The sequence below is a fragment of the Brevundimonas sp. FG128 genome, from assembly GCF_057809775.1.
Genome location: NZ_JBMDKP010000004.1, coordinates 320241 through 332322, shown reverse-complemented (window position 1 = coordinate 332322; position 12082 = coordinate 320241). Strand labels below are relative to the sequence as shown.

Genomic DNA, 12082 nt, shown 5'->3' with positions numbered 1-12082 from the left:
GCCCATCCTCACAGAAGGACGATCGAGGCGGTGACGTCTCCGGCGATGGACGAGGCGAGGGCGGCGGGCACCCGGATTTGCCGCGCGCCGCCGCCGGGGATGACGCTGACGTCGCCGACATCGACATCGGCGGCGGCCACCTCATGGGCGCGCCCGTCGGCGGTGGTCAGCGTATAGCGCGCCTCGCGCAGATGAGCGAAACCGGCGCCGGGATTGCGGGCGCTGATCAGGATGTCGCCGTTGGGCGCGCGCGACACCGCGCTGATTTCGACCGAGGCCTTGGCGCGCGCCGGGGCCACGAAGACATAGGTGTTGATGCTGAAGGCGACCTGGACATCGGCGCCCGCCTCGCCCTCGGCGTTGGTCGTCTGCATGTTGATCGGCAACTGGGCGGCGCGGACCAGATACATCCGCCCTTCCTCGACCGGATCGCCGAGATAGCGGACCTGAACGATCTGGTCCCGGTTGGGCGGAATGACCGACTGCACCGGGAAGGTGGCGATGTCGTTCTCTTCCGGAACCAGGCTGCGCGCGCCGGTGTCGTCCACCTGCATGCGATAGACTTCGATCTCGACCGTCGCCGGCGTCGAACTGGTGTTGCGCACGGTCATCCGATAGCTGGAGCCGGACCCGGCGGGCGTGATCTTGGCCACCATGGGCGACACGTCCATGGCTTGGCTGGATGCGACATAGCCGGTCAGCAGGGCGCCGACGGCCAACACTGTCGCAAGGTTCCGATGTCTCATGACTGCCCCCATCTTGCAGAAACACGAAAGAAGACAGGGCCGTCCGAGGACGGCCCTGTTCGCTGCGATCAGGCCGGATCAAGCGAGAAGGTGAAGATTTCCGTGTAGGTGCCTGCCGGAGCCGACGCCGCGCCTGGGCCCGAGGGGGAGGCCGCGCAGCCCGAGGAGCCGGGGTTGGACGGATCGCCCTGGGTGCCGCCGACGCCCGAACCGCCGGGAACGTTGTAGCAGAGGTTCAGGAACAGATCGCCGTAGATGCCGTCCGCCAGCTTCTGGCTGTAGCCGCCCGAGTTGGTGATGATCGCCGGGCTGCCGGGATAGGTGTCGACCGCCGCAAAGCCCAGGCTGGGGATTTCCGGCACGGCCAGATCCCAGTCATAGTTGATCAGCACGCCGGCGGGCGACTTGAAGTCGCCGTTGGCGGCGCTGGACGTCAGCTTGGCGCCGGTGGCGGCGTTGCACGACATCCGCAGGGTGGTGACCTTCTGGCGGGCGCCGTTGGCGACCGCGACATTGCCGCCGGCGACATTGGCCAGGCCAATGCCGCAGAAGTTGGTCACGCTGGTCGAGACCGTGACGTTGGTTTGGGCGTTCGACGCCGCCGGCATGGCCAGCAGCGCGGCAGCAGCAGTCGCCGCTGCAACGAGATATGCACGCATGATATCCTCCAAGTCTTCGTTAGATGTCCCCGAACGGATTTATGAATCCGGGCATTGCAACCTCCAGAAGCAACGGGGTCATCTAGGTCTGAGGCGGAGGGGGCCGCATCGCCAAAGCGGTTACGTCTGATCGCCTAGTCAATTGTGGCGCCAGGTTTGTCGAGCCGTCGTCGGATCGGGCGGCGCGCATCGGTCGCGGCTCGCCAGGCTTGCGCGAATGATGGGGCGCCTCCGCATTGCGGCGTAGCGATGCGCCGACGGCCTGAACGAATCGTCAGAACTGAGACATCTCAAGGGATTGAAGCGAGGGCAAAGTCAGTCGCGGGATGAAATTCCGCGCCAAGACATGATCGGTGGCCGCCTTGCTGATGACGATGTTCTGGACATTCGCCTATTATTGGTCAGAACTTGAAAAAGGTTAACGGCCTGACCTAATCGCGGTCGATATAGTATATCTGAATAGTAGGCCGTCCGCAGACGGATCACCTAGTTCGGGGATGGCGGGGGATATCGCCGCCCTATATTTGATGGAAAACATGCCTTTCTCGCCAGATGGGCGGCGAGAAAGGCGCCTGAGACCCGTCCATGGCGGGTCCAGAGACGATGCATGCCGTTCCCGGTCGCCAGACAAGAGTCCTCCCCTAACTCGGGTATGCCAATTTGATTATTATTGGTTATTGTGAAGATCGAACGAGAACTTGCGAAAGCTTGTCATCGTCTCGACGAGCCGAAGTCGTATCAAGCGTCACGGTATGAAGGGGAGGCTGCGATGATGGTAGGCGTGACGGGGCTCCTTTCAGGAGGTCATTCGATCCAGGAGCCCGACTCGGACCAGACGGTCCTGATGTTCGAAGACGATCGGGACGAGACGCCCGCCTGGTCTCGCGCGATCGCGGCCTGGGTCAATACGGATCCGCGAGCGCGCATGCTGCTCTCGCGCTCCGGCCGGATCCATTGGGCCAATGACGCCGCCTATCGCATGCTCAAGGACGGCGGCGGCGGGTTTCGCGTGATCAACGATGTCCTGGTCGCCGAAAACGACAAGACATCGGGCATCCTGGGACGCCTGCTGACGAACGCGCCGATGGACGCCGCGCTCTTCGGGATCACCCCGCCGGAGTCGGGTCGGCAGTGGCTGCTGTGGGCGCAACAGCTCATTCCGGACGACGAGGCGAGCATCGGTTTCGCCGCCCATCGGATGGCCGATCCCGTGTCCTACGAGGCCATGCTGCAGCTTCATCACCTGACGCCCTGTGAAACCCAGATCGTCACCATGATGCTGGCGGGCGTCGAGACCGGCCGGATCGCGCAGAAGCAGGACATCTCTATCGAGACCCTGCGCACGCACATCAAGCACGCCTACCGAAAACTGGACGTCAAAAGCCGCGGCGAACTCTTCGCCAAGGCTGTCGACTTCGCGGGCCTTTAGCGCCGCGGGTCACGAAGGGAGGGCGTTCTGATCGCCTATACGAACCCTTAACCGCGCCGGAACTACAACCTAAGCGAGCAGATCGCGAGGTTGGCATGCGGACGCACGGCCCCATCGTTCAGGCAAGGCGGCGAAGGCGCGAGGGCGCGGCGGCGGTGGAGTTCGCCCTGGTCGGGCCGATCCTGATCCTGCTGCTGATCGGCATCGTCGTGTATGGCGGCTGGTTCCTGATGGCCCAGTCGGTCCAGGCCCTGGCGTCGGAAGGGGCGCGGGCCGCCATCGGCGGGCTGGACGTGGCCGAACGCGAGGCCCTGGCCCGGCAGGAGGTGACCCAGGCGGTCAAGGGCGTCGCGCTGGACCCGGACCGGACCCGCATCCGGGTGGCCGAGGACGCCGGGCGCTTGCGGGTCGTGGTGGTCTATGACGCCAGCGACAGCGCCGTCATGGCGCTGGGCGGCATGTTGCCGCGTCCGCCCATGGTCATCGAACGGGCGGCGGTCATCCATGTGGGCGACGACCGATGACCCGCTTTCGCAGGCGGTTCGGCGGGGATCGTCGCGGGGCGGTCGCGGTGATGGCGGCCGTGGCGGGCGGCGTCCTGTGCCTGATCACGGCGGCGGTGATCGATCTGGGCGCCCTGGTCCTGCACACCCGCCGCGTTCAGGGGGCGGCGGATCTGGCGGCCCTGTCGGCGGTGCAGAACCTGGCGCAGGGCGAGGCGATCGTGCGCCAGGCGGCGTCCGCGACGGTCCAGGCCAATGTGGCGCCCGACGTCTCGGTGACGGTGGCGACTACGCTGGGCGTCTATGCGCCGGACCCCGAAAAGGCGAGGGATCAGCGTTTCACCCCCGACGGCGGCACGCCCAATGCGGCGCGGGTGGAGGTGACCAGTCGCGCGCCCCTGTTCTTCTCGCGCCTGTTGCTGGGGCGGGACGAGGTGCGGGTGCATCGTCGCGCCACGGCGGCGGTTGAGGCGGGGGCCATGCCCAAGGCGATGATCTCGGTCGGCTCTCGGCTGGCGCGGCTGGACGGCGGCGTCGCCAATCAGGTCCTCAGCGGCCTGACCGGCTCGAAGGTGTCGCTCAGCGTCATGGATTATCGCGCGCTGGCGGATCTGGACGTCAATCTGCTGGGCTTCACCGACGCCCTGGCGACGGACCTGGGGCTGGAGGTCGGCGACTATGATCAGTTGCTGGGCACGACCGTCGATGCGGGGCGGGCGCTGAAGGTTCTGGAGCGGCTGGCCGGGGGCGACGACGGCGGCGCCCTGGGGCGGCTGGCCTCGGCCTCGGTCGGGACCAAGGTGGCGCTGGGCGAACTGATCGGCGTGGAGGCCCAGGCGCCCCAGGGCGTGCGCGAGGGTCTGGACGCCTCGGTCTCGGCCATGGATCTGGTCATGGCCATGCTGGAGACGGGCGGCGACCGCCAGATCGCCCTGAAACTGGACGTGCCGGCGGGCCTGGCCGATCTGAAGACCAGCCTGGCGATCGGCGAACGGCCCAACCGGTCGCCCTGGCTGACGGTCACGGCCAACGGCCAGCCGGTGATCCGCACGGCCCAGGCGCGGCTCTATGTGCGGGCCAAGACGGCCCAGTCCCTGTCGGGTCTGGCGCGGGTCGAACTGCCCATACTGGTCGAGCTGGCGGCGTCAGAGGCGCGGCTGAAATCCCTGTCCTGCGGGCCTGCGCGGTCGGTTCAGGTCGAGGTGCGGCCGGGCGTGGCGCGCGCCATGATCGGCGCGATCGACGAGACCAAGCTGGACGATTTCAAGACCGGCTTGTCACCCCGCCCCGCGACCCTGCTGTCGGTCTTGGGTCTGGTCAACGTCACCGGTCAGGCGGACGTGGAGGCGGCCGATGCGGGCTTCAAGCCGCTGACGTTCGATGCGGCGGACATCGAGGCCCAAAGGCTTAAGACCGTGGCGTCGCGCAGCTTCGCCAGCGGCCTGGTGGCCAGCCTGTTGCAGCGGCTGGACGTGACGGTGAACGTGGTCGGTCTCGGCCTGGGTCTCGGCGACCTGACCAAGGCCCTGGGTCAGCTGCTGACGCCGCTGGGCCCGGTGCTGGACGGGGTGCTGAACCCGGTGCTGGACGTGCTGGGGCTTAAGCTGGGCGAGGCCGACGTCACGGTGCACGGCCTGTCCTGCCCGACCGAGGGGCGATCGACGCCCCGGCTGGTCGGCTGAACCGATCTAGCCGCGCGCGGGGCGCAGGCCGTCGACCGAGGCCTGCTGCACGGCCGGACGTTTTTGTCCGCCCGAGGCGATGATGCGGTCGATACGGGCCTTTTCGGCGCGGAAGGCGGCGAGGTCGGCGCCCGACAGTTCGGTGCCTTCCTGGGTCTTCACGCCGGCCGGATTGATCCGCCGACCGCCGCGCCACAGCTCATAGTGCAGGTGCGGGCCGGTGGAGGCGCCGGTCGAGCCGACATAGGCGACGATCTGGCCCTGGCTGACCCGCTGGCCGGCGCGGATGCCCGAGCCGTAGCGCGACAGGTGGCCGTAGCCGCTTTCCAGCCCGTTGTTGTGACGGATGCGCAGCCAGTTGCCATAGCCGCCCCAGCGCCGCGCCTCGACCACCACGCCGTCGGCGGGGGCCACGACCGGCGTGCCGGCGCCGGCGGCGAAGTCGATGCCCTGGTGCATCTTGCGATAGCCCGAGATCGGATGGGTGCGGACGCCGAAGCTGGAGGAGATGCGGCGGAAGCTCTGCAGCGGGGTGCGCATCATGGCCGAGCGCAGGTTCTTGCCCGAGGCGTCGAAGAACTGGGCGTCCTTGGAACCGGCCGGCTTGAAGCGATAGAAGGTGACGCCGCGCAGTTCGGCGTACATCAGGTCGCCGACGTCCACGGTGCGACCGGCCTCGGTCACGTCGCGGTCGAAGACCATGGTGAACTCGTCTGCGGCGCGGATGTCGCGTTGCATGTCGAACTTGGTGGCGAACAACCGGCTGGCCGAGCGGACGATCGAGGCGGTGGCGCCCAGTTCTCGGGCGCTGGCGGACAGCGAGCGTTCGACGTCGCCCTTCAGCACCACGGTCTCGTGCGTGACCTTTTCTTCCAGCGAGCGCAGGCGCAGGGCGCCGTCGAAGCTGCGCGATACGGTCAGCTGGCTGGCCGGGCCGGTGCGCATGGTCAGGCCGATCAGGCGGGCGTCGCCGCGGCCGTTGCGCGGCTTGGCGATGGCGGTCTCGAAACGCAGGCCTGCGCGCAGGTCGGCGAGGTCGAAGGCGTTGGCGACGGTGGCGGCGACGGCGCTGGCTTCTTCCGGCGCGACGCCGGTGCGGGCGACGGCCTGCTCGAAGGTTTCGCCGCGGCGAATCTGGACGGGAACGGCTTCCGGCGCGGTCATGCCGGCGGGGGCGTTGGCGGCGGCGAAGGCCTGCGCTTCCATGGCCGCCATCTGGGCCGACGTCAGCGCGGGAACCTCTTCGGCCTGAGCGGGTTGATAGGCTCTACCGGCGATCATCGCCACCGAGATCGCGGCGACTGCGGTCAGCATGTGCGGCGCGAGCCGCATCGGCTGGCGGCGTGGGTCGAACTGAGCCATCGGTCCCCGACGTATTGCGACGCCCTTCGGCGCCAAAGCGGTACTTCATCTCAAAGCCCGCGCCCATCATCCCGGACGCGAAGGCGGAGCTATAGCCCGCCTGTCTCACTTTGGGAAGACAGACCGTTACAAACCCTTAACGGCTCAATCAAATCCGTAGAATCGCGTAGTCACGAACAGTAAGGCGCGGGGTCGCGCGAGCAAATCATCGCCTCACGATCACGGCGATGACTCAGGCGCAGCGCCCCTTTGTCGCCCAGCTTGGCTGCGAAGGATCGCGCGCCGAATGTTTAACGGTCGCGCTTTGATCTTGTGCTTGGGATCAGGATGGCGATGGTGATCGGGCGACCTGTTTTTCATCCACGCGATCCATCTCCTTGACCGACGATCCGGCGAAATCCCCTCGACCCGCGCGCACGACCCGCCCCTTCAGCCGCCGCCTGATGCGCCGCGCGGCCTGGGTCGTCCTGATCCTGGCGGTCCTGGTCGCCGTGGCGGCGACGGCGCTCTATCTCAATCGCCGTGCGGTGGCGCGTCAGGTGCTCGTGGGCTGGCTGGACCAGCGCGGCATCCAGGCCGACGTCGAGGTCGAGCGGATCGAGATGGACGGCTTCGTCGGCCGCATCCGCATCGGCGACCCCAGGAACCCCGATGTCGTGGTCGAGCGGGCCGAGGTCGATTACGCCGTCGCCCTGCCGTGGTCCAAGACCGGCCTCGGCGTCACGCCCAGCCGCATCCGGCTGGTGCGGCCTGTGGTGCGGGCCAGCTGGAAGGCGGGCCAGCTGTCGCTGGGGTCGCTCGATCCCCTGGTCGAAGAGTTCACCGGCGCCCCGCCGCGTCCCGATGCGCGCGGCCCCCTGGTCATCGTCGAGGGCGGTCGGGCGCGGCTCGACACGGAATACGGGCCGATCCAGCTGCTGGCCGATGCCCGGATCGACGACGGCAAGCTGATGCGGCTGGCCGCGCGCCTGCCCGCAGCCGCGCTGAAGAGCGGCGAGATCGCGGCGCGTGGGCTGTCCGCGACGCTGGACCTGACCACGACCGGCGACCGGATGGCGCTGAGCCTTTCTGCGGCCGCCGACGGTTTCGACACGCCCGCCGCCCGGGGCGAGGCGGCGCGCCTGACCCTGACCGGCGATCTGCCCTATCCCGATCTGAAGACCCGGCGCGGCGACGGCCGGGTGGTGCTGGACGCGCATCTGACCGGCGGAGTTCTGGGCGCCGGCGAGACCCTGGCGCGCGACGCCGATGTGACGGCCCGCTTCGACGGGTCCGTCTCCGGCTGGATCGAGACCTTCCGGCTGGAAGGGGCGACGACGACCCGGCTGACGGCGGCGTCCGTCGAGGGCGCCGACCTGCGCATCGCAGACGTCGCGGCGACGGCGACGAAGGCCCGGCTGGCGGTCTCGCGCGACGAGGACGTGCGCTGGAGCGTGAACGGCCCGGTCGCCCTGACGGCCGCCTCCGGCCGATCGGGCCAGGCGAATGTGCGCCGCCTGTCCCTGACGTCACGCGCCCTGTCCTTCGGCGGTCGGGATGCGGCCTTCGAGGCGACCGGCCCGGTGACGGCGACCTTCGACCAGGCCGGTTTCGGCGACCTGGCGCTGAAGCGGGGGCGCGCCGACCTGAACCTGGACCTCGTCAACGACGGGGTGACGCGGATCGCAGCCGACGGCGCCCTGCGCGCCGCTGACGGCGCCTGGCCCCTGTTCGGACCCGTCGCCGCCGACGACATCGCCGAATTGGCCGAGATGAAGCGCGCGCTCGGACGCTTCGCCCTGAACGCCCCGGCGATCCGGTTCGCCACCGGGTCGGCGGGCACGACCGTGGCCCTGCCGCGTCCGGTCACCCTGACCCCCGCGAACGGCGGCGTCCTGACGGTCGCCCAGGCCGGGCAGGGCGCCTATCAGGCCGAGCCGGGCCGGTTAGGCGGCGGGGCGCTGACCCTGACGGCGACGCGCGGAAAGGGCCTGCCGGAGATGGCCGTCGCCGTGCCGAACTGGCGCCTGACCGAGACCGGGTTCGAGGCCACGCTGGACGGCCGCGCCCGTCTCGATTTCGACCTTGCGCGCGGCATCGACGCCCGGACGCGGGGCGTCCTGGCCATGGCCGACGGCCGGCTGACCTATACGACGCCGGACTGCGTGGACCTGACGGTCGAGCGGCTGGAGCTGGACGAGAACGACGTGCATCAGGTCGCCGGCCAACTGTGCCCCGCCGGCGGTCCCTTGCTGACATCCAAGGACGGCGTCTGGCGGGTCGTCGGCGCCTTCGACCAGGTCTCGGCCCAGGCGCCCTTCCTGGGCATGCGGTTCGCCGACGCCTCGGGCCGGGTGGTCGTCGACGGGACCAAGGCCGGCGTCGGCCTGACGGCGACCGTGGCGGACGTCCGCGCCGTGGACGCCATCCTGCCCAAACGGTTCGAGGCCCTGGCCGCCGCCGGACAGGCGACCCTGGCCAAAGAACGCTGGACCGGCGCCTTCGACCTGAAGGGCACGGGCGAGGCGGCGGCGCAGACGCTGGGCCGACTGACCCTGGCGCACGACGGCCGCACGGGCGCGGGCGGCGTCGTCATCACAGCCCCCGATGTGACCTTCGCCGAGAACGGCCTTCAGCCGGCGATGCTCAGCCCCCTGGTGGCGGACTTCGTCCAGTCGCCGGTGACGGGCTCCGTCGGCTTCGACGGCCGCTTCGACTGGACCAAGGACGCCGAGCCGACCTCAAGCGGGCGTCTGGTCACGCCCGGTCTGGACTTCGTCAGCCCGGCGGGCGCGGTCAAGGGCCTGCGCGGCGACGTGGTGTTCAGCAGTTTGACGCCCCTGATCACGGCCCCGAACCAGAAGCTGACGGCCGACGGCCTGGAGGTCGGCACGGCGGTCACGGCCCTGGACCTGACCTTCTCCATCGACGAAGCCGGGGTGCTGATCGACGGCGCCCAGGTCGTCGCGGGCGGCGGAACCGTCTCGGTCGAGCCCTTCACCGTGCCGCTGGACGCGACCCAGTCCTACAGCGGCGTGATCGTTCTCGACCGGGTGCAGCTCGGCGACGTGGTCGCCGACACCGGCTTCGACGACAAGGTCCTGCTGGACGCGGTGGTCTCGGGCCGTCTGCCCTTCATCATGGACCCCAAGACCGGGCTGAAGATCACCGCCGGCAAGCTGGAGGCGGTCCAGCCGGGGCGGCTGTCGATCAAGCGCGAGGTCCTGACCGACGTGGCCGCCAGCGGGGGCGGCGGAGAGGTGTCCGAGAACATGGTCGAGGACCTGGCCTATCAGGCGATGGAGAATCTGTCCTTCGACATGCTGAGCGCCGATGTGAACAGCCTCGACGGCGGGCGGGTGGCGGTGCTGTTCCACATTCGCGGCCGTCACGATCCGCCCCAGCGCCAGGAGCTGCGCCTGACCCTGGCCGAGCTGATCAGCCGCGAGTTCCTGAACCGCAAACTGCCCCTGCCGTCCAACACCCAGATCGATCTGACCCTGGACACCACCCTGAACGCCAACCAGCTGATCTCGGACCTGCTGGCGGTCAATCGCGCCCGTCAGGGCCAAGTCGACGAGGGTCAGCAGGACCCGACGCCGGCGCCTGCCGAATGAACTTCACCATTCAGCGCGCGTTCACTTGGCGACGTGCTATTAGACGCATCATTCTCGGCCGAACCGGAGCCCACGTCATGATCCACAAGCGCCAACTGGCCGGCCTCGGCTTCGGAGCGGTCGTCGTCGCCCTCGCGGCCTGCGCCCCGACCATCCGTCTCGAGGTCGCGCCGATCCAGATCTACGCTAAGCTTGACGCCGACGTGCGCGTTCGTCTGGATCAGGAACTGCAGACCCTGCTCCAGCAGAACCCCAATCTCTTCTGAACGCCCGCTTCTTTTGAAAGGGACAGGCTGACATGACCTTCCGCAAACTCTTCGTCATCGGCGCCGCCGTGGCCGCTCTCGGCGTCGCCGGCGCCGCCGTCGCCCAGACCAGCGCCCAAAAGGCCCAGATCGACCAGGCCAAGGCCGCCGGCGTGGTCGGCGAACAGGCCGACGGCTATCTGGGCTTCCGTACCCCGACCTCGGACGCCGGCCTGCGCGCCGCCGTGGACGCCACCAACGCCGGCCGCCGCGCCGCCTACGCCCGCAGCGCCGCCGACGCCGGCACCTCGGCCGATGTGGCCGGCGCCCGCATGTTCGAGGCCCAACTGCTGCCCCGCATTTCCTCGGGCCAGTGGTATCGCAACGCCCAGGGCCAGTGGGTCCAGCGCTGATCCCAATCGCGCCGCCGGACCGCTTGCGGTTCCGGCGGTCGCGCCTGATGGGTTTCCGCCGCCTGCCATCCTATTTCTAAAGACCAGCCGCTTTGTTTTCAGGCGGTTGACGCTCGCTCGCGGCCTTTACCTGCGCACGATGTCGATCGGGGTTATGATGGCCGCCGGTCTTTGACATCGCCATCCCCGGCCTGAACGCGTCGAACGGCTTTCAGGCCCCGCTTTTCGCCGCCCACGCTCGCCGGAGAAGTGCACGAAAGTGCACTCTCTTTTTTTAATTTCGCCGTTCAGGCCGCCGCCCGGCGATCCGACAGGGCGGGCAGCAACAGTCCCTCCGCCAGGGCCCGAACCACCGGCACGGCGACGGCGTCGCCCATCAGCTTCAGCGCCGCGCTCTCGCTGGACGGCAGGCGATAGTCCTCGCCCACCCCCATCAGCCGCGCCGCCTCGCGCCCCGTCAGCCGCCGCACCCGCGCCCGGCTTTGGTCGCACACCACCACATACTGCCGCGACGACCCGCCCGCCGGCGTCCGCAGACATCCGGCTAAGCCGTCGAACCGGATTTCCAGCCGCTGGACCTTGCGGCCGTCCTCGGTCCGCACCCGGCGATAGGCCGCCCCGACGCAGCGCCGGCCCGAGGCCACGGCCGCCGCGATCCGCGCACGGTGCAATGGCGCCGCCAGGGCCAGCACGGCCTCCCCGTCCTCCAGCCAGTTCATGCCTTCGTCCGGCTCCAGAGCGGCGGCCAGGTCCAGATTGCGCTGGGCCGGCGCCGGCAGGGACCACCAGGCCCAGGCCGCCTTGACCGCCTCGGGCAGGCGCTCATGGGCCGCGACCAGGCGCGGCGAATGGAAGGGCGCGATCGGCCCCGCCGCTTGCGGCGCTTCGCCCTGCACCGCGACCACGAACAGACGCGGCCGCGACTGGGGCAGCCAGTGGGCCGCATCCATCTCCAGCGCCCCGACCGCGTAGCCCGCCTTCGCCATCGCCTCACAGACGGCGGCGAAATCCCGCCCCTGGCCGGAGGTCAGCAGGCCGATCACATTCTCCAGCACGATGACGCCCGGCGCCCGGTTCTCCGCCGCCAGCCCCTGCATCAGCCGCCAGAACCCCCAGAAGGCCCCCGACCGTCCGGCCTCCAGCCCGCCCCGCGCGCCCGCCAGGCTGACGTCCTGACAGGGCGACGAGGCCCAGGCCAGATCGGGCCGCCCCGGCAGGTCCTCGACCGTCAGACCCCAGACGTCCCCCTGGCGAAACGGCGTGTGCGGATGATTGGCTATGAAAGCCCGCGCCTTGGCCGCATCCATGTCGTTGGCGAAGACCGTGTCCAGCCCTGCGCCGGACAGGCCCAGCCCCGCCAGACCGCCCCCGGCGAAGAACTCGTAGGCGCTGGGGCGAATCGACATCCCGCCAGCATAACCCAGGCTCCGCCCTTGACCGAGGCCGC

Annotated in this window: 10 protein-coding genes; 6 read left to right on the top strand and 4 right to left on the bottom strand. The window is 69.3% G+C overall.

The genetic code is table 11. From position 1 onward, the window contains the following. Positions 1–8: 8 nt before the first annotated feature. Both ACODSC_RS13105 and ACODSC_RS13100 read right to left on the bottom strand, forming a co-directional pair. Positions 9–746: a fimbrial biogenesis chaperone gene (locus ACODSC_RS13105; protein ID WP_488814421.1), complete on the bottom strand. Its 738-nt coding sequence runs from the start codon at positions 744–746 to the stop codon at positions 9–11. Positions 747–814: 68 nt separating this feature from the next. After that, positions 815–1405, bottom strand: coding sequence for a hypothetical protein (locus tag ACODSC_RS13100; RefSeq protein WP_488814420.1), 591 nt, complete (start codon positions 1403–1405; stop codon positions 815–817). Between the two features lie 844 nt (positions 1406–2249). On the opposite strand from ACODSC_RS13100, the gene ACODSC_RS13095 reads away from it, so the two are divergent. The 3 genes from ACODSC_RS13095 to ACODSC_RS13085 all read left to right on the top strand — a co-directional run bounded on the left by ACODSC_RS13095 (position 2250) and on the right by ACODSC_RS13085 (position 5019). Beyond that, positions 2250–2834: a helix-turn-helix transcriptional regulator gene (locus tag ACODSC_RS13095; RefSeq protein ID WP_488814419.1), complete on the top strand. Its 585-nt coding sequence runs from the start codon at positions 2250–2252 to the stop codon at positions 2832–2834. Positions 2835–2929: 95 nt separating this feature from the next. After that, on the top strand, positions 2930–3358 hold the full coding sequence (locus ACODSC_RS13090) for a TadE/TadG family type IV pilus assembly protein (RefSeq protein WP_488814418.1): 429 nt from the start codon (positions 2930–2932) through the stop codon (positions 3356–3358). After that, positions 3355–5019, top strand: coding sequence for a TadG family pilus assembly protein (locus tag ACODSC_RS13085; RefSeq protein ID WP_488814417.1), 1665 nt, complete (start codon positions 3355–3357; stop codon positions 5017–5019). Before ACODSC_RS13090 ends, ACODSC_RS13085 begins: the two co-directional genes overlap by 4 nt. Before the next feature lie 6 nt (positions 5020–5025). On the opposite strand, the gene ACODSC_RS13080 is transcribed toward ACODSC_RS13085, so the two are convergent. Then, positions 5026–6381, bottom strand: coding sequence for a M23 family metallopeptidase (locus ACODSC_RS13080; protein ID WP_488814416.1), 1356 nt, complete (start codon positions 6379–6381; stop codon positions 5026–5028). Between the two features lie 377 nt (positions 6382–6758). Here ACODSC_RS13080 and ACODSC_RS13075 point away from each other — a divergent pair, with 377 nt between their 5' ends. The 3 genes from ACODSC_RS13075 to ACODSC_RS13065 all read left to right on the top strand — a co-directional run bounded on the left by ACODSC_RS13075 (position 6759) and on the right by ACODSC_RS13065 (position 10635). Beyond that, positions 6759–9977 carry an intermembrane phospholipid transport protein YdbH family protein gene (locus ACODSC_RS13075; RefSeq protein ID WP_488814415.1) on the top strand — a complete coding sequence of 1073 codons (3219 nt, stop codon included), beginning with the start codon at positions 6759–6761 and terminating at the stop codon, positions 9975–9977. Positions 9978–10054: 77 nt separating this feature from the next. Beyond that, positions 10055–10243 carry a YnbE family lipoprotein gene (locus tag ACODSC_RS13070; protein WP_159847615.1) on the top strand — a complete coding sequence of 63 codons (189 nt, stop codon included), beginning with the start codon at positions 10055–10057 and terminating at the stop codon, positions 10241–10243. A gap of 32 nt (positions 10244–10275) precedes the next feature. Continuing rightward, positions 10276–10635, top strand: a complete 360-nt coding sequence (locus ACODSC_RS13065; RefSeq protein WP_488814414.1) for a DUF1318 domain-containing protein — start codon at positions 10276–10278, stop codon at positions 10633–10635. Between the two features lie 287 nt (positions 10636–10922). On the opposite strand, the gene ACODSC_RS13060 is transcribed toward ACODSC_RS13065, so the two are convergent. After that, positions 10923–12041 (bottom strand): DNA cytosine methyltransferase, encoded by a 1119-nt coding sequence (locus ACODSC_RS13060; RefSeq protein WP_488814413.1) that lies wholly within the window; start codon positions 12039–12041, stop codon positions 10923–10925. Positions 12042–12082 lie beyond the last annotated feature (41 nt).

Excerpts from the sequence above, each read along its gene's own strand:
- ACODSC_RS13100 (WP_488814420.1), bottom strand. The coding sequence starts at position 1,405 with ATGCGTGCATATCTCGTTGCAGCGGCGACTGCTGCTGCCGCGCTGCTG.
- ACODSC_RS13085 (WP_488814417.1), top strand. The coding sequence starts at position 3,355 with ATGACCCGCTTTCGCAGGCGGTTCGGCGGGGATCGTCGCGGGGCGGTC.
- ACODSC_RS13070 (WP_159847615.1), top strand. The coding sequence starts at position 10,055 with ATGATCCACAAGCGCCAACTGGCCGGCCTCGGCTTCGGAGCGGTCGTC.
- ACODSC_RS13065 (WP_488814414.1), top strand. The coding sequence starts at position 10,276 with ATGACCTTCCGCAAACTCTTCGTCATCGGCGCCGCCGTGGCCGCTCTC.
- ACODSC_RS13095 (WP_488814419.1), top strand. The coding sequence starts at position 2,250 with ATGTTCGAAGACGATCGGGACGAGACGCCCGCCTGGTCTCGCGCGATC.
- ACODSC_RS13080 (WP_488814416.1), bottom strand. The coding sequence starts at position 6,381 with ATGGCTCAGTTCGACCCACGCCGCCAGCCGATGCGGCTCGCGCCGCAC.
- ACODSC_RS13060 (WP_488814413.1), bottom strand. The coding sequence starts at position 12,041 with ATGTCGATTCGCCCCAGCGCCTACGAGTTCTTCGCCGGGGGCGGTCTG.
- ACODSC_RS13090 (WP_488814418.1), top strand. The coding sequence starts at position 2,930 with ATGCGGACGCACGGCCCCATCGTTCAGGCAAGGCGGCGAAGGCGCGAG.
- ACODSC_RS13105 (WP_488814421.1), bottom strand. The coding sequence starts at position 746 with ATGAGACATCGGAACCTTGCGACAGTGTTGGCCGTCGGCGCCCTGCTG.